Annotated in this window: 18 protein-coding genes; 3 read left to right on the top strand and 15 right to left on the bottom strand. The window is 37.3% G+C overall.

What is annotated here, in order from left to right; all coding sequences use genetic code 11:
• Positions 1–53: 53 nt before the first annotated feature.
• The 8 genes from GMD78_RS04850 to xylA form a co-directional block, all read right to left on the bottom strand.
• Entirely contained in the window at positions 54–1,346 is a 1,293-nt protein-coding gene (locus tag GMD78_RS04850; protein WP_155667595.1) for an ABC transporter substrate-binding protein, read from the bottom strand.
• Positions 1,347–1,445: 99 nt separating this feature from the next.
• A complete protein-coding gene (locus tag GMD78_RS04845; protein WP_155667594.1) occupies positions 1,446–2,873 on the bottom strand; it encodes a response regulator in 1,428 nt (475 codons plus the stop codon).
• 169 nt (positions 2,874–3,042) lie between these two features.
• Complete coding sequence (locus GMD78_RS04840; protein WP_155667593.1) at positions 3,043–4,455, bottom strand: sensor histidine kinase; 1,413 nt, start codon at positions 4,453–4,455, stop codon at positions 3,043–3,045.
• Positions 4,452–5,444 (bottom strand): sugar-binding protein, encoded by a 993-nt coding sequence (locus GMD78_RS04835; RefSeq protein WP_155667592.1) that lies wholly within the window; start codon positions 5,442–5,444, stop codon positions 4,452–4,454. Before GMD78_RS04835 ends, GMD78_RS04840 begins: the two co-directional genes overlap by 4 nt.
• A 167-nt stretch (positions 5,445–5,611) precedes the next feature.
• Complete coding sequence (locus GMD78_RS04830; protein ID WP_155667591.1) at positions 5,612–6,613, bottom strand: Gfo/Idh/MocA family protein; 1,002 nt, start codon at positions 6,611–6,613, stop codon at positions 5,612–5,614.
• Positions 6,614–6,634: 21 nt separating this feature from the next.
• Positions 6,635–7,618, bottom strand: a complete 984-nt coding sequence (locus tag GMD78_RS04825; protein WP_155667590.1) for an aldo/keto reductase — start codon at positions 7,616–7,618, stop codon at positions 6,635–6,637.
• A gap of 114 nt (positions 7,619–7,732) precedes the next feature.
• On the bottom strand, positions 7,733–9,232 hold the full coding sequence (gene xylB / locus GMD78_RS04820) for a xylulokinase (protein ID WP_155667589.1): 1,500 nt from the start codon (positions 9,230–9,232) through the stop codon (positions 7,733–7,735).
• 34 nt (positions 9,233–9,266) lie between these two features.
• A complete protein-coding gene (xylA, locus tag GMD78_RS04815) occupies positions 9,267–10,592 on the bottom strand; it encodes a xylose isomerase (RefSeq protein WP_155667588.1) in 1,326 nt (441 codons plus the stop codon).
• Between the two features lie 179 nt (positions 10,593–10,771).
• On the opposite strand from xylA, the gene GMD78_RS04810 reads away from it, so the two are divergent.
• The gene (locus GMD78_RS04810) at positions 10,772–11,395 is read left to right on the top strand and encodes a YesL family protein (RefSeq protein WP_155667587.1); all 624 of its coding nucleotides are present in this window, start codon (positions 10,772–10,774) and stop codon (positions 11,393–11,395) included.
• 46 nt (positions 11,396–11,441) lie between these two features.
• On the opposite strand, the gene GMD78_RS04805 is transcribed toward GMD78_RS04810, so the two are convergent.
• The 3 genes from GMD78_RS04805 to GMD78_RS04795 all read right to left on the bottom strand — a co-directional run bounded on the left by GMD78_RS04805 (position 11,442) and on the right by GMD78_RS04795 (position 14,582).
• The gene (locus GMD78_RS04805; RefSeq protein WP_155667586.1) at positions 11,442–12,263 is read right to left on the bottom strand and encodes a carbohydrate ABC transporter permease; all 822 of its coding nucleotides are present in this window, start codon (positions 12,261–12,263) and stop codon (positions 11,442–11,444) included.
• 14 nt (positions 12,264–12,277) lie between these two features.
• On the bottom strand, positions 12,278–13,156 hold the full coding sequence (locus GMD78_RS04800) for a carbohydrate ABC transporter permease (protein WP_155667585.1): 879 nt from the start codon (positions 13,154–13,156) through the stop codon (positions 12,278–12,280).
• A gap of 109 nt (positions 13,157–13,265) precedes the next feature.
• Entirely contained in the window at positions 13,266–14,582 is a 1,317-nt protein-coding gene (locus tag GMD78_RS04795) for an extracellular solute-binding protein (RefSeq protein ID WP_155667584.1), read from the bottom strand.
• 228 nt (positions 14,583–14,810) lie between these two features.
• Between GMD78_RS04795 and GMD78_RS04790 the strand changes: the two genes are divergently transcribed.
• Positions 14,811–16,007: an ROK family transcriptional regulator gene (locus GMD78_RS04790; RefSeq protein ID WP_155667583.1), complete on the top strand. Its 1,197-nt coding sequence runs from the start codon at positions 14,811–14,813 to the stop codon at positions 16,005–16,007.
• Positions 16,008–16,104: 97 nt separating this feature from the next.
• Positions 16,105–17,712, top strand: coding sequence for a glycoside hydrolase family 43 protein (locus GMD78_RS04785; protein ID WP_155667582.1), 1,608 nt, complete (start codon positions 16,105–16,107; stop codon positions 17,710–17,712).
• A gap of 47 nt (positions 17,713–17,759) precedes the next feature.
• Here GMD78_RS04785 and GMD78_RS04780 read toward each other — a convergent pair whose 3' ends face one another.
• The 4 genes from GMD78_RS04780 to GMD78_RS04765 all read right to left on the bottom strand — a co-directional run bounded on the left by GMD78_RS04780 (position 17,760) and on the right by GMD78_RS04765 (position 23,221).
• A complete protein-coding gene (locus GMD78_RS04780; RefSeq protein WP_155667581.1) occupies positions 17,760–18,662 on the bottom strand; it encodes a Gfo/Idh/MocA family protein in 903 nt (300 codons plus the stop codon).
• 216 nt (positions 18,663–18,878) lie between these two features.
• On the bottom strand, positions 18,879–19,889 hold the full coding sequence (moaA, locus tag GMD78_RS04775; protein ID WP_155667580.1) for a GTP 3',8-cyclase MoaA: 1,011 nt from the start codon (positions 19,887–19,889) through the stop codon (positions 18,879–18,881).
• Between the two features lie 171 nt (positions 19,890–20,060).
• Positions 20,061–20,858, bottom strand: coding sequence for a formate dehydrogenase accessory sulfurtransferase FdhD (gene fdhD / locus GMD78_RS04770; protein ID WP_155667579.1), 798 nt, complete (start codon positions 20,856–20,858; stop codon positions 20,061–20,063).
• A gap of 11 nt (positions 20,859–20,869) precedes the next feature.
• Positions 20,870–23,221 (bottom strand): FdhF/YdeP family oxidoreductase, encoded by a 2,352-nt coding sequence (locus GMD78_RS04765; protein WP_155667578.1) that lies wholly within the window; start codon positions 23,219–23,221, stop codon positions 20,870–20,872.
• Positions 23,222–23,231: the final 10 nt, after the last annotated feature.

Raw genomic sequence — 23,231 nt, 5'->3', positions numbered from 1 at the left:
ATAATAAAGAAGAGACTGCCTAGTATAGGAGGCAGCCTCAATAATCTACTGAATTACATCTCAGGTGCTGCGTTTTCTAATGCTTCAAGGAGCGTATCCACATCACGTTGTGTAACAAAGATGTTTACAGCTTGATTCGCCTTCGTTAAAAACCCTTCTGATGCAGCAGAACCATGTGCAAGACTTGGTACTAATCTAGCAGTCTTAAAGTCTTCCATTGCGTCTTTACCATAGTCATCATATTTTTCAGGGTCTGCATCCACACGAGCAGGAATCGATCCTTTTAGTGGATTAAATGCATCCTGTCCTTCTACAGAACCAAGAACAGTTAGGAATTCTTTAACATCATCTGGATTATCAACACCTTTAGGTAGACCAAATGTATCGGTAATTACTTGGAACATGCCCTCCGTTTCAGGGAATGCAAAGTAACCAAAGTCTACATTCGTTTCTAGTCCTAAATCATTTGCAAAATATCCTTTTGCCCAGTCACCCATATTAATCATTGCAGCTTCACCATTAGCAACAAGCTGAGCAGAGTCTTGCCAGTTACGTGATGCATGATCTTCATTTACATAATCTAGCATTTTACCAAAGATCTCAGCCGCTTCAACGACACGCTCATCTGTAAAGCTAATTTCACCAGCAAATAAATCATTATATCCATCTGGACCAAGTACACCGAGTAAGACATTTTCAAACACCTGTGTTGCAGTCCAAGATTCTTTATCCCCTAATGCTAATGGTACAACACCAGCAGCCTCTAGTTTTTCAGCCGCTTCGAAGAATTCATCAAATGTAGTCGGTACTTCGATACCATGCTCTTCGAAAACTTCCATGTTATAAAAAACAGGGTTTCCACGGTGAATATTTACAGGCACAGAGTAAATGTTTCCATCACTACTTACTAGGTCAATTAATTCTTCAGGAAATTTATCCATCCACTCATTTTCCTCAAAGAAGTCATTTAATGGTTCCATTTTATCTGCGGCTACCCAGCTTTTGTTCAACTCTTCTCCACCATGTACCTGGAATGTTGAAGGTGGATCGTTACCTTGCATTCTAGTAGCTAATACTGCTTTAGCATTTGTACCAGCTCCCCCAGCTACTGCTGCGTTTTCAACCTCAATATCAGGATGCTGATCTTCAAATAAATCAATTAAAGCTAGTAAGCCATCCTCTTCACCAGCACCAGTCCACCAACTAAAAATTTCTACTTTACTTGATGCTTCTCCATCATCGTTAGAATTAGAATTGCCGTCAGACTCGACAGATGAATCTGAACTACAAGCAGCAATTACGAGGATAAGAGCAAGCAATGCAACTAATCCATATAATTTCTTCATGTATAATCCCCCTTTATATTGTTAACGCTTTCAAATTCTATTATATAAGCAAGCATTCCTAACAGAGATGAAAAATTCTGTAATATCTTACGGTTATCTTCATTTTTTTACGATTACTTTTTTAAACTGCTTTGGGGAGAGATGAAAATGCTTTTTAAATACTCTACTAAAGTAGTTTGGATCTTTATAACCAGTCATATAGCTGATCTCTTTAAGTGAGTAGCTACTATTCTCTACAAGCTCCTTCGCTTTTTGCATCCTAACCTTTGTGACATAGTCGATAAACGTCTCTCCAAATTCCTGCTTAAATACATTTGAAAAATAATTTGGACTTAGCTCCATATGTGCAGCAGCTTCTTCTAGTGATAAATTTTCATGAAAATGGTCATGAATATAGGTTGTTATCTGTACTTTAAATTGTTTTGATTGATAATACTCCTCTACCTTTAATCCACATATCTGTAAAAAACTACTCCAGTCATGTTCTGTTTTTAAAGAGGATATGGAACCTTTAACCTGTGAAATATTCAGTGTTCCAATAATATGTTTAACCTTAATATATAAATTTTCTCGTTCACTAACAGGAAGCATATGCTGATAATCTTTAAAAATGGTTACTGCTTGATCACCATTTCCTTTTTCTATTTCATCACTTATCATAGCTATAATTTCTTCAGCTGTTTGGTCCCTTTTCCCTTTCTGTAAAAATCCATAATTGCTTCCCTGGTCTATTTTTAATTGATGGCAAGCTGAATATGCCTCTTGGTAGGATTTAGGTAGGTTTTCAATCGGATAGGATGTCCCAACTCCGATATAAATTTGCTCTCCTAAATCGACATGTATCTTCCTTGCCAGCTTTAATATATCTGCTTTTTCTAATGCTTCTTCTGTAAGAATAACAACTACCATACGATCATCAACAGTTGACATGATAAATGGAAAATCAATATATTGATATAAGCTTTTTTCTATTCGTTCCGTTTGTATTTCTGAATCACCATGCAGCACAAAGAAACATCCATTTTTCATGGATGGATAGAGCCTTTCCTGAAGCTCTTTCACTTCTTCATCTATTGGTAAATGCATTAACTTAGCTAAAAAGCGTTCCTTCATTAATTTTTCCGTTTGTATTTTCTCTTTTTTTAATGTACTCTCTTGCTCCATCTCTTTTCTTACTCGTAATAATGCTTTGACAATTTCTTCTTTCTTACCTGGCTTTAAAATATAATCCTTAATCCCAAAACGCATGGCTTGTTTTGCATAGTCAAACGAATCATAAGCAGAAACCAAAATAAACTTTATGGTAGGATTCATTGCATTAATTTTTTCAATTGCCTCTAACCCATTAATACCAGGCATTTTAATATCCATGAAAATAACATCTGGATTCATTGACTCTGCTAATTCAATCGCCATTCTACCATTTGCTGCTTCCCCTACAACCTCCATGTCTGAAAAGGTGTCACGAATAAATTTAATGAATGCTTTTCTTTCTAACAATTCATCCTCTGCAACAAGAATTCGCATGTTAAAATCCCTCCCATCTTTATCCGCATGTAACTGACTATAAGACCCCACCCTCAAAACTTCGTGAGTCCAAAGAAGTTTAGGTGTGGGGCGAGCAACCAGTAAATGTTCGATTCGTTCATCTAACAATCGTGGGGATCAAAGAACCCTCATCGATTTAAGATTCACTTTATTTTAGTACTTTAATCCTCACTGTTGTCCCTTTTCCAAGCTCGGATTCGATCGTTACAAGATCATCCATTTGATAGGTTAATTGCAACCTTCTTATAACATTTTTTAAACCAATTCCAGTAGAATGCCCAACATGATCTTCAGATTCCTTAGCAAGTGACATAATTTCTTTTATTTTTTCGTGACTCATTCCCACACCATCATCACTCACCTCGATAACGACAAATGGAGCAGAGGAATAAATAGATAATGTAATCGTTCCACCTTCCTCAATTTCTTCAATCCCATGTATAAAGGCATTTTCGATCAATGGCTGTAATGTAAGCCTAGGTACTTTCGTATCTAAACAGCTCTCATCCACCTCCAACTGAAACTTAACCCTTTCGGTAAATCGGGTTTTTTGGATATGGAAATAATCTCTAACAACCATGACCTCATCTTTTAATGCAACCTGCTTCTCAATATCTCCTAAACTATGACGTAGCAAGGTTGCAACCGAATCAATTAAACCAGATGTTTGTTTTGCATCCTCTAAGTACGCCATTTTCGAAATGGTATTTAATGTATTAAATAGAAAGTGTGGATTGATTTGATTTTGTAAATGCTTCAACTCCATCTCTTTAATGAGACGATCCAATTCCGATTGATCCTTGATCTCCTCTACAAGACGGTGAATATCTGATCGCATATGATTAAATGTATCACCTAATAATTTCAGTTCATCATTGGACTGAATTTGGATAGGATCTCCGATTAAATTTCCCTTGGAAACTTCTTTCGCTGCACGAGATAATTTATTAAGTGGATTCGTAATTCCTTTTGAAAACCATAACGCAAAAAAGATAGCTAGAATACTAGTTGTTCCAAATAAAAATAAAATAAAGTAAAAGAAGGATTCATTTCGTTCCTGTAGATCTTTGTAGAAGGATTGATATGCCGTGAGTTCACTATCAATAACCTCCAATGTTGCTTCCTGAATGTATCCAGCAGCAATTCTTGTTTCCTCTAAATGATTCGTATATTGCTCGATATCGTTTCGAAGTACAAACCCTATCGTAAGCTCACTTTCATGAATAAATGTATCAATTAAATTCATGTAGTTTTTTAGTTCAATTCGCTCCACATCCGTAAATATTTCTGTGAGCTTATTTTTTTCTGTTTCTAACATGCTCTTTGTTTCATAGTAATCTGGTAAAATTTCTGGCTTGAACTCAACAACAATTAACTGTGTATCTAAATATAACTCCTCCGTGTACTGTGAAATAGAATTTAATACCAAGAATCGCTCAAACCCATCATGATAAGAGCTTAATAGGCCATTAGAGCTTATAAAAATAGATACAGCTGCAGCTTGAAAGAGAAGTACAAATACTAAAAAATAGACGAGTAGTTTTCCACGAATTGTTTTCATCGCCTAACACCATTTTCTTCTGCTTCTAAGTCATGTTTTTGAATTAGCTTCGTTTCTGTAAAAAATTCATTCTTAAGCAAGTCACCTGTTTGTAAGTCCAACATAACCTCTACCGATGAATATCCCATTTCCTTTGGAGCTTGCGATATCGTTCCATCAATTCGTTCTTGTAAAATCAGTTGCAAGGTTTCTGGCAATACGTCGAAGGCAACCATATAAAGATCTTTATTTGGAGCTATTTCTCGAAGTCCCTCTACCATTCCAAATCCATCTAATGCACTTGTGCCAACTAAAGCAGTAATTGAAGGATATTCTTTTAACATGGAATACGTTGCCTGCGTTGCCCCTACTTCGGTAATATTCGATTCTTTAATAGAGACAATTTGGATTCTTGGATGATCCTTAATCACATCCTTCAATCCTTCGAGTCTTTCTTGTTGATTTACCGCATCAAAACGCCCAGTAACAACCCCGACATATTGTTCACCAGACGTGTGATCAATAATCGCGTTTCCTAGTAGCTGACCAGCATAAAAATTATCGGTCCCAACATATGCCTTTCGTTCACTACTTTTTATATCCGTATCAACAGTAACGACAGGGATACCTCGTTCAGTAGCCTTGTGAACAATATCTATAAATCTATCTCCTTCTATACCTTGCGTAATAATTCCATCCACCTGTGCGGAAATCATTCGATCCAATAGCTTGAGCATCTCATCATTATCAGCCTTCTGCGGTGCGACATATTCTAAATAAATATCATGCTCCTTTGCCGCTTCCTTTGCCCCTTGTTCAATTAGTCGCCAATAATCATTAGCCGATTCCTCAGCAATTAGCGCAAAATGATACGTATATTCCTGTGGGGCCATGTTGTTTTCCGCTTCTATATAAAATGTTTTATAACCGAAATAAATCATACCAATAAAACTAATTAAAAATAGAATTACGCCAATCAAATAAATTAGGCTTTTCGATGTAAGATTCATTCCCTCACCCACTTGTCTATGGTACTGATTATTTTAGCACGGAAACAGATTGTATGGAAACGGATTCACAAAATCAGTCTTGCTTCTCTTTTGCAATAATTACTCACAACCATTACTAAAAAACCCTAGTTTGTCCGCATATAACGGGTACAAACTAGGGCTAGCTATTAATCTATTGTAACTTTTTTACCACTATCGATAGATTTAAAACATGCATCGATCACACGCATATTATGAATCGTATTATTTAAGTCATGTTTTAGCTTGTGATCACCAGTTAAAATAGCATTCGAAATATGTTCCACTTGCTCTCGATACTGATCACCCGTTACCGTCTCTGTTCTAGTAACTCCCGCTTTCTCTACAAGGATCATTCCTTCGCCACCATTTTTATCTGGACGATATGCTCGTGGAACTCGTATACTTCCTTCTGTTCCAAACACTTCATACTCCGTACGGTTATATAACCCAAAGCTAGAATCAAATGTCGCACGGACACCTCCATCAAACGTTAAATAACCAACTGCATCCGTATCTACCCCATATTCTGCATCTTTAATCGCATCTACAAAAACGGAAGTTGGCTCTTGACGAAGAATGTTTCGAATCGAGTGGATTGCATAGCAGCCAATGTCATAAATACTGCCTCCACCTTTTTGATCACTCATTCGGATATTGCCATCCTTTTGTCCAAGGTAAAACGTAAATCCAGCGCGCATGTATTTTACCTCCCCAATTTCCCCAGCGTCCACAATTTCCTTTACTCGTTCATGCTGCGGGTGAAAATGGTACATAAATCCTTCCATAAAGATGACATTATTTTCTTCACATACCGTCTTCATCTCCAGTACTTCTTCTGCTGTTAATGCGGCTGGTTTTTCACATAAAATATGTTTACCTCTTCTTGCAGCTTCCATCACCCATTTTTTATGCAGATGGTTTGGCAATGGAATATATACTGCATCAATGGTTGGGTCATCTAGTAATTTTTCATAACGATCATACGTTTTTTCAATGGCAAACTTTTTCGCTACTGCTTCAGCCTTTCCCATTCCACTTCTAGTAGCAATCCCTACAACCTCTGCATTCTCCGCTCTGTCAAAGGCAGGAAGCAATGCTTTTTGTGCAATTCCAGCTGTACTTAGCACTCCCCAACGAACTTTTTCCATTAGAATTCCTCTCCCTTTCTATTAATAAGCACCACGAATATGCTCGTGTACTTCTGTTTGGTAAAAATCTATCAGGCGTTCTAATTCGTTTGCCGTAAAACCTTTTACTTGTAATGCTTGTAAATTATCTTCAACCTGTTTAACTGATTTAAAGCCAGGAATTACACTCGTAACTGCCTCTTGCTCCAAAATCCATTTCAGTGCAGCACGTGTCATATTCCCTCTTCCTTCTGCAATCCACTCCAACTGTCGACTTAACTCTACTCCCTTATGGAATTCAAGCCCAGCAAAGGTTTCTCCCACATTAAACGCTTGGCCATCACGGTTAAAGTTGCGATGGTCATCCTCTTCAAACGTTGCATTCACTTGAAATTTCCCGGTCAATAGACCACTTGCCAATGGTACCCTTGCAAGAATCCCAACACCTTTTTCCATTGCCTTAGGGAACAACTCTTGTAATGGTTTTTGCCTAAATATATTAAAAATAACCTGTAAGGAGCTGGCATTTGTATGTTCAAGAACATATAGACCTTCTTCAACAGTTTCTACACTAACACCATAATAGCGAATTTTCCCTTGTTCTTTTAATTTTTCCAACACATCAAATACACTACCATCCTTTAAAATCTCAAATGGCGGACAGTGAATCTGGTATAAATCAAGTTGATCCCGTTGCAATCGTTTCAAGCTATTTTCGCAATATGATTGTACCTGATCCATCGAGTATGTTTTCGGATCATGAATATCTCCAGCACGACAAAACTTTGTTGCAATATGTATGTTTGCTTCTTTTCCTTTGGTTGCCTTTGCTAGCAGTTCTTCACTATGGCCATCTCCATAAACATCAGCTGTATCAAAAAAATTAACTCCAGCATCCATTGCCCGATGCAGGCCGCGTAATGCTTCTGTATCATTTGTCTTTCCCCATGAACCGCCAATTGCCCATGTTCCAAAGCTTAATTCACTGATCTTCAAGTCTGTATTCCCTAGTTGATTATACTTCATAACCATACACTCTCCTGTCCCTAAAATATTGAAAAAACTTCCCCTATAAATAGCATACCTATTTTTAAAGTGCCTGTCACTTGTCGAATTTCGACAAGTGACAGGCACCTTTTTTTACTTTCTATATTCTACTAATCTTTGGTTTAGTTCTTTTGTTTGTTTGTAAATGTCTTGGTAAATTGGAAATAACTTTTTATACTGCGCTACATTTTTTTCAATTGGTTCGTATACTTTGTCTTCATTTAAAAATGCTTGTGCACATGCTTGTAATGAATCGAACCAATCACAACCATAAGCAGCAATCATAGCAGCACCCATACCTGGTCCTTGTTCACTGTCTAAGCGTATAATTCTCGCATTAAAAATATCCGCTTGCATTTGTAGCCAAGCCTCATTTTTGGCTCCACCACCGATCGAAACAATCGTGTCAATTGTTTTTCCACTTTGGCGGAAAATATGAATCGATTCATTTAATGAGAACGTAATCCCTTCAAGGACTGCCCGAACAAAATCTTTGCGCTCATGTGAGCTATCTACTCCAATAAAACTAGAACGAATAGAGGCATCAGCATGTGGTGTTCTTTCTCCAACTAAATATGGAGTAAATAATAAACCATTGGATCCTACTGGTGTCGAACCTACTTCTGCCAATAATTCATCAAATGATTCATCCTTAGCAAAGACCTCTTTAAACCACGTTAGACTATAACCTGCAGCCAGCGTTACACCCATTGTGTAATAAGCCTCTGGAGCCGAATGGTTAAAATAATGAACCTTACCATTGAAATCTTTATCCTCACTAGGCTCATAGGATAGAACAACACCTGATGTTCCAATACTACAAAGTGTTTTTCCTTCTTCCAAGATCCCTGCTCCAATTGCCCCACATGCATTATCTGCTCCACCAGCAAATACCCTTGTTTCTGGAGATAAGCCTGTTATCTTTGCTAAATCCTCCGTGATATTTCCTACCTCACTAGTTGATTCCACTAATGGTGGGCAAAGCTCGGGATCAAGATCTAGCATATCACATATTTCCTTACTCCATGATCGATCACGAATATCTAACAGTAATGTTCCAGCTGCATCAGAATATTCCATGTGTAATTTTCCAGTTAATTTATACCGTACATAGTCTTTAGGAAGCACAAATGTAGCTGCTTTCTCATAAATTTCTGGTTCGTGATCTTTAACCCATAACAATTTAGGTAGTGTAAACCCTTCTAATGCTGGATTTTGGGTGATTTCTAATAAACGTTTTTCACCAACAATATCATATATCTTTTGGCACTCAGCTGATGTTCTTGTATCATTCCATAGAATTGCATTACGCAATACTTCATGATGGTTATCTAGTAAGACAAGTCCATGCATTTGCCCTGAAAAACTAATTCCCTCAATGTCTGCTCGATTTCCCTTAAATTGTAGAAGTAGTTCAGACAACCCCGATACCGTCTGGTCTATCCAATCCTGTGGGTTTTGTTCACTGTAACCAGTTTTTTCTTGAATTAATGGATATGACTTTGACACTTCCTGTGTTACTTCACCATGTTGATTAACAAGTAAAAGTTTAACAGCACTTGTTCCTAAATCAACGCCTATCACATACTTCATCGTAGCACCTCATTCCCACCAGTGGTATACCGTATTATTCACCAGCGTAAGCTTTTAACAAGTATTGATTAATATTCGCTTTTATCAGTTCTAGACGACCTGATTGATGTTTAATGTCTGTTAATCCTAATGCATGCTCTTCTAATTTATGGAAATCCGTTTTTCCTTCGACAATGTCTAAACCAATTCCTTCTGTAAAGCTGCTATAACGATCCTTCATAACATTTTCAAGAATATTATCATCAATTAAGTTTTGAGCAACTTTAAGCCCTACTGCAAAGCTATCCATTCCTACAATATGTGCATGGAATAAGTCTTCAGGTGTAAATGATCCACGACGAACCTTAGCATCAAAGTTTAATCCGCCTCTGCCTAATCCACCATTTTTAATAATTTCATACATTGCTAATGTTGTAGAATATAGATCAGATGGAAACTCATCTGTATCCCATCCTAATAAAGGATGTCCCTGGTTCGCATCTACAGAACCTAACATATTGTTCACACGCGCATAGCGTAGTTCATGTTCAAACGTATGGCCTGCAAGCGTTGCATGGTTTGCTTCGATATTAAATTTAAAATGGTCTTGAAGATCATAATGCTGTAAGAATGCATAACCACTAGCAACGTCAAAATCATATTGATGTGTAGTTGGCTCTTTCGGTTTTGGTTCTATTAAGAACTGCGCATCGAAACCAATTTCTTTTGCATAGTCAACAGCCATATGGAAGAAACGGCCAAGGTTATCCATTTCAAGCTTCATATCTGTATTCAGTAATGTTTCATATCCTTCACGTCCACCCCAGAATACATAGTTTTCAGCACCTAATTCTTTACCCACTTCTAAACCTTTTTTCACTTTTGCTGCTGCATAGGCAAACACATCTGCATTATTAGCAGAACCAGCACCATGAACAAAGCGAGGATGACTAAAGTTGTTAACCGTATTCCAAAGTAATTTAGTTTTACTATCTTTCATGTAATCTTTAATCATCGCAACGATTGTATCTAGATTTTGATTGGACTCTCTTAAACTACTACCTTCTGGAGCAATATCTACATCATGGAAACAGAAATATGGAACACCTAGTTTTTCAAAAAATTCAAAAGCAGCTTCTACACGCGCTTTCGCTAAATCCATACCAGAAAATTTATCCCATGGACGAATAGCTGTACCTGCACCAAATGGATCTGATAAATCCTCCGTAAATGTATGCCAGTATGCTACACCGAAGCGAAGATACTCTTCCATCGTTTTCCCACCGATCACTTCTTCAGGATTGTAGAATTTGAATGCATACGGATTAGTAGATTTAGAACCTTCGTAGTTAATTTTGTTGATATCTTTGAAATAAGACATATTATTGCCTCCTAGTTTTTAGTAATTTCCTACATGCAAATGCTTTCATAAGATAATTATACCAACGGTTAATTAGTTTGTCTATCGAATAAACTAAGTTGATATAACTGTATTATTCTCTCTACTTCATGTAAAATAAAGTTTGATATAAATTGTCACCGTAATGAGGAGGTTCCATCATGAACAATATCAGTAGTGCTATTTATACTGCTTTAGAGTGGATTACACGATTTGCCTATGTCAACTTATTATGGGTAGCCTTCACCCTAGTTGGAGGGATCTTATTAGGTTTTTACCCCTCCACTCTAGCAATGTTTGCCATCGTTCGAGATTGGTTACGCGGAAAATATGATTTCCCCATTTTTACGACATTCTGGAGCTACTTTAAAAGCGAATTTATCAAAGGTAATAAGTTAGGCATCTTCATTACGATGTTGTTCATTCTAATTGGCCTTGATTTATTTTACATACAAGTAAATTTGAATCATCTATTATCATGGACATCCATTCCATTATTTGCTTTTATCGTGATCTTTCTATTGTTTTTATTTTATATTTTTCCTGCATTTGTACATTATGATTTAAACGTTTTTCAACTGATTAAAAATGCTTTTCTAATCATGCTAATCAATCCAATTCACAGCTTTTTGATCATTCTGTGCCTTACTTTTGTATACGTTATCATGTCAATCGTTCCGGCATTATTCTTTATTTTCGGCGGTATAACATACGCCTTTATGACAATGTGGTTATGTCTACACGCCTTTCACCGAATCGAAAAAAAGAAAGAATCAATCGAATAAGTTAATCAAACCTCACCTATTAATCTAATCGAGGTGAGGTTTACCCCTACCCTTTAACTGCACTTGCGGAAATACCTTCCACCACTTTATTACTAAAGAATACGAAAGCAAGAAGAATTGGCAAGACACTAATAATCAATGTTGCCCCAATTGCTCCCCAATCGGTCATATACTGTCCAATAAAGTTTTGAATACCTACTGTTAATGTTTTGTATTTATCAGAGCTAATAAATGTGTTTACAAACACAAATTCATTCCAATTGTAAATCATATTAATAATAACGGTTGTCGACATAACAGGCATTGTCATTGGCAATATAATACGGAAGAACATTCGATGAATCGAACATCCGTCAATAATTGCTGCCTCTTCTATTTCACGAGGTAATGTGTAATAGAATCCTAATAAAATCATCATGGTAATCGGTAAGTTATACGCAGTATAGGTAATAACAATCGATAATGGATTGTCATATAAATTCACACTTAAAAACATACTAAACAACGGAATAATGGCTGAATGAATAGGGATCATTAACCCAACCATAAACAAACCCAATACTAGTTTGCTAAGCTTCCATTGCATTCTTGTGATCGCAAATGTAGCCATACTAGCTAATAGAATGGTTAAGATGATTGCTACACCTGTAATCCAAATGCTATTCCAAAAATAGATACCAATACCACTTTCCCAAACCTTAAGATAGTTTTCCCATCTAAATTCAGTAGGCATCGCAAATGGTGATCCAGAAAAGATTTCACGGTTATCCTTCAGTGAGAAAAGGAATAACCAAATGATCGGAAAGATCTGGAAGACTGCAACAATTGCTAAAAACACATAAAGTAAAGAGTAGCCGATGCGTCCCATCTATAAACCTCCTCTTAATATTGAATTTCCTCTTTCGTTGCAGTAGCTTTACGAACAATTACTGTTACGATTAAGGTTATAATTAATAGCAAGAACCCAATTGCACTACCGTAGCCAAAGTCTTTACTAGTAAAGGCTAGTTTGTACATGTAGGATGCCATAACTTCACTTGCTCCGTTTGGTCCTCCACCAGTCATAACATAAATTAAGTCAAAGTATTTTAACGAACCAACCACTGCTAAAACAATGGTTACCTTAACAACACTCATAATTAAGGGTAATTTGATTCGATACGCAATTTGGAAAGGTGATGCACCGTCAATGCGTGCTGCTTCAATAATGGATTCAGGAATATTTTTTAGTGCTGCATAATAAATCAAAATATAGAATCCAGCATATTGCCATAATATCGGAATAAAAATGGCGTATAATACAATGGAGGTATCAGCCAACCATGCTGGCGGATTCTCAACTCCAATAGCCATAAGCAAGTAATTCAACATACCATTTGATGGATTATACACTTTAATCCATAGCTGTGCGATTGCAACAGATGACAATAGCATCGGTATTAAATAAATCTTTCTCAACAGATCAGCACCTTTAATTTTAGATGCTAGAATAAGTGAGATTGCTAGATAAATTCCTAAACTTAGTGTAGAAAAAATTGCTAATAAAAAGGAATGCCAGGCACTATCCCAAAACTTCAGATCCTGTAGGGCTGCAATATAGTTATCAAGACCAATGAACTCCATTGCTCCAACTCCATCCCAATCCATTAACCCATAATACCCGGTTAAAATTAACGGGATAAAAATTAGGATACCTATTAATAGGAGAGCAGGGAGAACGTATAATGCGATGATCCATTTATTGGACATTACCTTATTCATACCGTTTAACCCCCAATCGTTTAAAGTAGAAAAGGACAATCCAGATGAAGGATATGTCCTTTTCTATTGCTACTGGATTATTCCATACTCTATTTTTCTAGAATTTAGTCTATTCTTCAGCTGATAGAGCATCTTCATGTTCTTTAGCAAATTCCTCTGGAGTTACTTCCATTCCAAAGATTGCTTGAATCATGTCTAAGTGTACCTGAGCTGTATCAGGGCTCATTTGAACATCTGCGAATAATGTTAGATTACTAGCAGAATTTAAATCTTCTAATACATCCACATACATTTGTGGTAATTCTAATGATTCTGCATCAAGCTTCGTAGCTGGTATTACACCTGCTTGTGTAACAGATTTTTCTCCCCATTGCTCAACAAAGAATGATGCAAAAGCTTTTGCTTCATCTTTCACATCAGAGTTTTCAGCTACAAAAAGTCCAACTCCTGGTCCACCAACAAAGCTGTTTGTGTCACCATTACCGTCAACAGTTGGGAAGTTGAAGTAACCAACTGAATCTCTGAATTCCTGTGGTACATCTTCATTTGTAGTGTAGTTTGGTAGATCCCAGGTTGCAATTAGGTACATTGCAGCCTGTTCGTTCATAAACATACTTTTAGCTTCCTCATCCGCAAGTCCGTTAAACCCATTTACAAAAGCATCCATTTCTACTAGCTCTTGAACTTTGTTTGCCGCTTCAACTAATGCCGGATCTTCAAAGGAACCCGAACGGTTGATAGCATTTGTTAATACATCACTTCCACCAATACGGTCAGCTAGGTACATATACCATAAAGAACCTGTCCAACGGTCCTTGTTTCCTAGTGCAATCGGATTTACGCCATTATCATTTAGTGTTTGAATTACATCTGTTAATTCTTCATACGTTTCAGGTGCTTCTAATCCGTACTCATCAAAAATCGCTTTATTATAGAATACAGTTGCAATGTTTAATTCTAACGGAAGGCCATATGTGCTTCCATCGATCGCATATGCTTCAGCAGTTCCAGATACGAACTGATCTTTCAAATCCCCGTCTAGAAGATCATCTAGTGGAGCAAATTTATTCCCTTCTACATAAGGTTGTAAATAACCTGCTGCCCAAGTCATCCCTACATCAGGAAGTTCATCTGATGTTGATAAAACTTGAATTTTATCTTTATACTGTTCATTGCTTAAAACTTCTAACTCAATTTCAACGCCTTCATGTTGACTTTCAAAATCTGCAATGATTTCGCTTACAATTTCATTATGTGTTTTCGAGCTTCCTTCAGGCCAAAGATGCATAAATTTCACTGTTTTTGAATCGCCACTAGAAGAGTTACCATTTGAAGAACTGTCATCCCCATCTGACCCACATCCAGCAAGTACTAAAAGTGAAGCTAGTATTGCTACAAAAAATGTAATCGCTTTCTTATTTTTCATTAAAAAAGCCCCCTATATTTTTTGATGCTTAGTATCTAAGCTCAACTATAGAATATCAAAAAGTTTTTTGTTTGTCTAGTGGATAAACAAAGTTTATAATAGGATCATAAAATGATATACTATATTTAAATAACAATCATTTTATAGATTGGAAGAATTCCTGCTAACGAAATTAGAATTCTTTCAGTAAAAGGTTTTATAAATTCCATAGAGAGAGAGTCGGTGAAGATGAAGAAAACTAGAACATGGAATCAGCATGTAGTAAAAAAAGAGAATAAGGCATTAGTATTAAATACGATAAGATCCCGCTCACCTATTTCTAGGGCAGACATAGCTAGTATGACCGGTTTAAACAAAGGGACTGTATCCTCCTTGGTAAGTGAACTTTTAGGAGAACAGTTAATCTATGAATCTGGACCAGGTGAATCAAATGGTGGTAGAAGGCCTGTCATGTTGCTTTTTAACCAACATGCTGGATTTTCCATTGGAATAGATTTAGGTGTTAATTACTTACTCGGAGTCCTAACTGATCTTGAAGGGAATATCTGTCATGAAAAAATAGTAAAGTTCAAAGACTTATCTTATGAAGAAATTGAACTAAAACTATTTGAAATGGTGGATTACTTAATGAAGCATACACCTGAAAGTGTGTACGGCATCGTTGGGATCGGAATTGGTGTACCAGGAACGGTTAGTAAAAGTGGAGAGATACTTCTTGCACCTAACCTTGGCTGGAAAAATGTTGATCTTAAGAATGTTATGGAAGAAAAATATAAGCTTCCAGTGATCATTGAAAACGAAGCTAACGCCGGTGCTTATGGAGAAAAGCAATTTGGGGTTGGAAAAGACTTCAATCATATTATTTATGTAAGTGTTGGGATTGGGATCGGTGTAGGTCTTATTTTAAATGGTAGCTTATATAAAGGGCATCATGGATTTTCCGGTGAGTTAGGTCATATGACCATTGAAACTGGAGGAACAAAGTGCAGATGCGGTAATGAAGGATGTTGGGAATTATATGCATCTGAACAAGCATTAGTTAAAAATGCTGAAAAATCAGGGATTACAGCAATCCAAAATGACGAAATCTCTTTAGAATGGTTGATTTCCCTTGCTGAAGATGGTGATGTAGAGGCAATCAATCAGTTTAAACAAATTGGTGATTACCTAGGAGTCGGTATTAATAACATTATTAATACCTTTAATCCAGAACAAATAATCATCGGTAATCGAATGGCTTTTGCAGAGGAATGGTTAACCGAGCCATTAAAAAACCGCATGACCAAACAAACGTTATGGTTCCAACAGCAAGACCTACAGATTAATTTTTCCGAGCTATCAACCCACTCAAGTGCATTGGGTGTCGCGGCTTTTTCCGTAGAAAACTTCTTCTTACTTGATAAAGAAAAGTCTAATGTGATGTAAGATGGCCCCTATGGTTACCAACGTAATCATAGGGGTAGAAATAAACGATAAAAGAAAGCGCATTCTTTTTAAAATATTTTATTTGAGGTGAATAAACATGAACAAAATTCATAATCCCATCCTAACTGGATTTAATCCAGATCCAAGTATTTGTCGTGCAGGAGAAGATTACTATATTGCTGTTTCCACATTCGAATGGTTCCCAGGTGTTGGAATCTATCATTCTAAAGATCTTAAAAATTGGCGTCTGGTTTCTAGACCGCTGAATCGATTAAGTCAATTAAATATGATGGGAAACCCTGATTCTGGTGGAATTTGGGCACCTGCTTTATCCTATAGTGATGGCAAGTTTTGGTTAATTTATACGGATGTAAAAGTTACGGAAGGTCAATGGAAGGATTGCCATAATTACCTAGTTACCTGCGATACGATTGACGGCGAGTGGTCTGAGCCAATTCACATGAATAGCTCCGGTTTTGATCCATCTTTATTCCATGACGACGATGGTAAAAAATACTTTGTTAACATGTTTTGGGATCACCGTGTCGGAAATCATAATTTTTATGGAATCGTCATGCAAGAATACAGTGTAGAGGAACAAAAACTTGTCGGTAAATCTGAAATTATTTTTAAAGGTACAGATATTATGCTTACCGAAGCACCACATTTATATAAAATGAATGGCTATTACTATCTATTGACTGCTGAAGGTGGAACAAAATACGACCATCAAGCAACAATCGCACGTTCAAAGGATATTTGGGGACCGTATGAGGTGCATCCTGACAATCCATTAATTACGTCTTTCCCATACCCAAGAAATCCTTTACAAAAAGCTGGACATGCATCAATGGTTCACACGCACACAGATGAATGGTTTTTAGTACACCTTACAGGTCGACCATTACCAAGAGATGGGCAACCTCTCCTTGATCCAAGAGGTTATTGTCCTCTAGGTAGGGAAACAGCTATCCAACGATTAGAGTGGAGTAATGATTGGCCATACGTCGTTGGTGGGAATCAACCAGCTAGCGAAATTGAAGGTCCAAACATGGAAGAAGTAACATGGGGACCAGATGTTGAAGAAAAAGATGACTTTAACACCGAACAATTGAATCTTCATTATCAGTCATTACGAATTCCATTAGGGGAGAAAATTCTTTCTCTAACTGACAATCCAGGACATTTACGTCTTTATGGAAAGGAATCTCTAACATCAAAGTTTACCCAAGCTTTTGTGGCAAGGCGCTGGCAACATTTTAATTTCACTGCCGAAACAAAAGTAGCATTTAACCCAGATTCGTTTCAACAGGCTGCAGGTTTAGTGAATTACTATAATACGCAAAATTGGACAGCATTACAGGTAACTTGGCATGAAGAAAAAGGTAGAATTCTTGATTTAACCACTTGTGATAACTTTATCTTTGCACAACCATTGAAAGGAAATGAAATCATTATTCCTGAAGATGTAGAATATGTTTATATTCGTGTGGATGTCGAGACACATCATTATCAATATTCCTATTCCTTTGATGGTGAGAATTGGACAAAAGTCCCTGTGACATTTGAATCGTATAAGCTGTCTGATGATTACATTCAAGGTGGTGGATTTTTCACTGGTGCATTCGTGGGAATGCAGTGTCAGGATACATCTGGTCGTAGCTTACACGCTGACTTTGATTATTTTGTTTATCGTGAGAAATAAGTTTTAAGGTGCCTGTCACTTGTCGAAATTCGACAAGTGACAGGCACCTATTTTTCTATAAGAATTTGTGATTTTAATGCCTCTTCCCCATCTACAGCAGGTTGATGATCATGGTTTAGACAGTCAATAAAATGCTTAATCGCATCTTCAAATCCTCTCTGCTTAAGTACGGTTTCCCATGATGGTGGTGTTTTCGTAGATATTTGATTATTTTCTTCTATTTCCATGACGCTCATATTTTTCACTCGAATAATTGCATCCTCACCGACAAGCTCCAGTTGTTCCATGCTTGTACCAGCCTTTCGATGCATTGACGTATGGAAAGATATCTTATTATTCGATTCATACAAATGACTTGCATAGAGAAGTTGATTCTGTTCATTTACTTGAATTTGCTGATATGTTGGAGTTAGATCACCGTTTGCTAACCATCTAGCTGTATCAACTAAGTGAAGGTAGTCATCGAGCATTGTAAAATCATATGTATTCGGTCCAACACTATTCGCACGATGCTTATCAAAACGAATCCAGGCTAAGTTTTTCACACGTTTCTTCGCTTCTACATACATTGGTGCAAATCTACGATTAAATCCAACCATTAGCTTCCTTTGATGATGTTTACTTAATTCTACTAATTCTTCTGCTTCTTCAACCGTAGCAGCTAGTGGTTTATCAACATATACATCAACGCCGTGCTGTAAGGCTAGTGATACCACTTCATAATGAGACTCCGTTGAACTGTGAATAAATAAAGCATCACTTTCATCCATTAAATGGTGAAGCTGATGGTATTCCTGCATTCGATATTCCTTACAAATGCGTTTTCTTTTTTCTTCTGAAGGTGAATAGGCACCTACTAATGTCCAATCTGTTTCCCTAGTCAAAATGGGTAGATAAGCTTTTTGAGCTATAGACCCCAAACCAACAATCCCAATCCGAACCTTTCTCATAGACCATCACTTCTTTCTATTCTAGATCAATTCAAACAAAATCTACTTCCTATTGTACTTAGAAAACCTGGTTTTTGCCAAGCCTTTATGATATAAGCCTTCGTTGCACTTATGCAGGAAAGAAAAGCTTAGAATTTCCAATATGCAAAAAAGAGTCTATCACTTGTAGAATTTCAACAAGTGACAGACTCTTTTAGGGACGCGCACCCCTAATGGTTATCCCCCAATATAGGACATTTCGATTTTCTCTTTATGTTTTGCAGTTTCTTCCGTTCGTTCATCGGAGTAACGATCGGTACGTTTGTTCCAAATGGATGTAATCGTGGAACGGATTTTTTCATCATCCGCTCCAGAGCGGAGTAACTCTCTAAAGTCAAATCCATTTCCTGCGAATAAACAGGTATACAGCTTACCATCTGCTGCAATTCTTGCTCTCGTGCAAGTAGAACAAAATGATTCCGACACGGACGTAATAAAGCCAACCTCTGTATTTGTACCTACATAACGATACCTTTTTGCCACTTCTCCGACATAAGCAGGGTCAACTGGCTCTAATTCAAAATGGGAGGAAAGCTCTCGGAATAATTCCTGTTTGGTAACTACCTTGCTAAAATCCCAGCCATTAGTTTTCCCTACATCCATAAACTCAATAAAGCGCAGTGTAATTCCTTTTTCTTTAAAATACTTGGCCATTGGAATGACTTCTTGTTCATTCATTCCTTTTTTAACGACCATGTTTACTTTTACTTCTAGACCGACTTCCTTTGCCTTCTCGATTCCTTTTAATACCCGTTCCGTAGTGACCCCACTATCATTAATCGATTGAAAGACTTCATTATTTAACGCATCTAGACTTACATTAATACGATCTAGCCCTGCTTGTTTTATGTCGCTTGCCATTTTTTCAAGCAAACTAGCATTTGTCGTTAAACCAATATCTTCTACCCCATTAATAGTTGATAGTTTTTTTACTAACTCAGGTAGATTCCTGCGTAACAAGGGCTCTCCACCAGTTAAGCGTATTTTTTTTACCCCTAGGTTGACAAAGCTAGCTGCTAGCCTTTCAATTTCTTCGAAGCTTAATAATTGGTTTTTTGGTAAAAACGGATAGTCTTTCCCAAATATCTCCTTTGGCATACAATACGTACACCTAAAATTACACCGATCTGTGACAGAAATACGCAGATCCCGTAGTGGTCGACCAAATTTATCTGTAATACTAGCCAAGGGATCCCTCCTAAAGATTACTTTTCTTCTATTCTACTAGAATGTTTTAGAAGATAGGAAAGTATAAATTTCCTATCCTAAATAAGTGCAACTATGGCATTCTCCATAAAGCTTGACGAATACCAAGTTTACTAAAGTTTATGTGGATTTTCCGTAAAATAGTCTGATCTGTCATACATTCGTTTCCAATATGCGATGTGGATGTGTGTAAACGTTCATCTTATCTCCTCTAGCAAAACCGATTACTGTAATCCCAAGGTCTTCCGCCAATTTCAATGCTAAATCCGTCGGTGCTGATTTCGAAAGAAGGATGCCAGCACCAATTTTTGAAATTTTTAGTAGCACCTCCGAGGAAATACGACCACTAAATACGATTAATTTATCCTTCACCGAAATGTGATTATGCAGAATATGCCCATATATTTTATCGAGTGCATTATGTCTACCAATATCTGTTCGAACCTGCAATAATTCATGTATTGTTGCAAGACCTGCGTTGTGTACACCACCTGTTCGTTTAAATTGATCAGAGCCATCCTGCAGCTGTTGCATCAATGCATAACACTGCTGAACAGATAGTGTAAGGTTACTCGTTATGGTTTTAGATGTTCTAACATCACTTTTAAAGTAGAATTGGCGACTTTTTCCACAGCATGAGCCAATTACTCGTTTCGAATGATCCTGCTCCATAAGATCTAGATTTTTATAAAGCTCTACATACGCAAATCCCATCGATTCATCTAGTGAAATATCCTTTATTTCCTCAACAAATCGAATGATTCCTTCTGAAGCAAGAAAACCAACGACTAGGTCCTGCAAATCGGTAGGAGAGCAAACCATTGTCGCAAATTCCTCACCATTTAAAACAATAGTTAGGGCAAATTCCGTAGCAATTTCCTCATCCAGGATTGTTGGAGACATTCCATCAAATCGGATTGTCTCCCACCCCTCCTGTTTGGTATCGTTCATACCATCACCTTCTAACTTGTTTCCATTTCAAGTTCTTCAATACGCTTTTCTACATATTTTGTATCCTTATGAGCAAAATACGTTTCCGCTTTTTCTATGATTACTGCTGTATTATATTCTGGAATACCTGCTAAATGTTCATAAACACCTTTTGGAATCAACACATTCCCTTCCGGCCAATGGACCTCCACATTACCAGATTTTAAGGAAACAAATTTAGCATTACCATTAAAGGAGCCATGTTGATTATAAACAACTACTGGTTGCCCTTCTTTAATCCCTAACTCCTTCGCATCGGATTCATTCATTAAAACATCATAGCGGTCCGCATCATTAAATGGATCCTTTTCATCATAAATCATCGAATTAAATTGTTTTCCACGACGTGTGGTTACATAGAAATGACCTTCAGGCTTACGAAGCTCTGGTATATCCATTGCAATCAGATTTCCTTTTCCATCAGGAGTAGGACAGATTCCATCTTCACATAACCAAGCACCACCCCATTGGAATACATCACCACGATCTTTTAAGTGTTGAATACCATCATAATTTGGAGCAGCTTTTGCAATCTCCTCACGAATTTCAAATGGATCCTTAAAATCAATTAAATGCTTTTCCTCTGGTTTAATCCGTTTTGCAAGATCAACATAAATCTCCCATTCTGGTCTTGCCTCTTCAATTCTAGGTCCCTTAATCTCCGGTGAAAAATAAACCATTCGTTCGGTAGAAGTGGATGTTCCACCACCAGGCTGTTCATACCTAGTCATTGCTGGCAATACAATAACTGCTTCTTTGGCGTCTACTAAGGTAGATGTATTTAAAATTATATCTTGATGAACACGTATGTTCACATTTTCCAAGCATTCTTTTACAAAATCTGGATTTGGCATCGTTTCTAGGAAATTACCACCTGACATATAATATAATTTCAATTTTCGCTCATGATCTTCTGGTAAAACAGCATTTTCCAATGAAACACCAACTATGTCTCCCTGCCATTTCGGAATATCAAATCCCCAAATCTTCTCAACTCGTTTTCTATTTTTTTCATCCATTCCTCCACCAGGAAGTACAAATGGATCGGCACCCATTTCTCCAGATCCTTGCACTCCGGAATGGCCACGTATTGGCATCAGTCCACAATGTTCTCTACCAATAAACCCACGAAGCAATGCTAGATTTGCAATTTGTGAGACATTATCCGTCCCAAAACGATGCTGTGTTAATCCCATCGACCAAACAAAAACTGCTGAATTCGACTTAGCTAATAGTTTTGCTAACTCCTGCATTCGAGCTTTTGATAAACCAGAAGACTTCTCTAATTGCTCCCAGCTATAGGCAGTTACTTTTTCTTTTAATTCATGAAACCCATTCACATGCTCTTTAACAAAATCATGGTTAATTGCTGAGCCGCTCTCTTCTGCTTCCATTTCAAACCAATGTTTCATTACTCCGTGCATGAAGGCAATATCTCCACCAATATTAACCTGGTACACATCATCAGCAATTTTCGTACCAAATAAAGCTGATTCTGGAATCGATGGAACCCAATAGTTATCCATAGACGGTTCGTGATACGGATTAATTACAATAATTTTCGTCCCTTTACGTTTTGCAGCATACATGTATTTAGTAGATACTGGCTGGTTATTTGCCGCAACAGATCCCCAAAATACAAGGACATCTGTGCCGATCCAGTCTTTATAATTACATGTCGATGCTCCAACACCAACGGAGCGGCTGAGAGCTGTTTTAGATGGCGAGTGACAAATTCTTGACGCGTTATCAATATTATTCGTCCCAAGATAACGAGCTACTTTTCCTAGCGTATAATAAACTTCGTTTGTAATCCCACGTGATGTCGTATAAAAAGCATATTGTTTTGGATCAAGCGCTTTCATTTTCTCGGAAATTTTATGAAGGGCCTCATCCCAAGAAATACGACGGAATGATTTTTCACCAGGCTCCCTCATAATTGGGTATGGAATTCTTCCAAGTTTTCGTAATTCCGTACTGCTCATTTTGCGAAGTTCATCAATTTCTGCGTGTAACACATCTTCTTTAATAGCTGACATCGTATTTAACCGAAGAACATTTAAGCGCGTTGTACAAACATGTGGTCCTTTTAATGTTTGATCTTGAAGCCCAGATACACCAAGGGCACATCCATCACAAACACCTTGGGTTAAAATGCGGGTTGCATACGGTAGATTATCTTTATTTTCCCATACAACCTTCATCGTATCACGGATATGATGTGGCTTAACTTTTCCCAGACCAAATGGGACTTTACTTACCCAAAGACTTGGATCTGGCTTTTTGGACAGCTTAACTGGACCAGTATGCTTCGTTTTTCCCAACAACTTCCCC

Source organism: Ornithinibacillus caprae (genome assembly GCF_009728145.1).
Taxonomy (GTDB): Bacteria; Bacillota; Bacilli; order Bacillales; family Amphibacillaceae; genus Ornithinibacillus; species Ornithinibacillus caprae.
The sequence above is the reverse complement of the archived record's forward strand: the minus strand, read 5'-3'. Positions and strand labels throughout refer to the sequence as shown.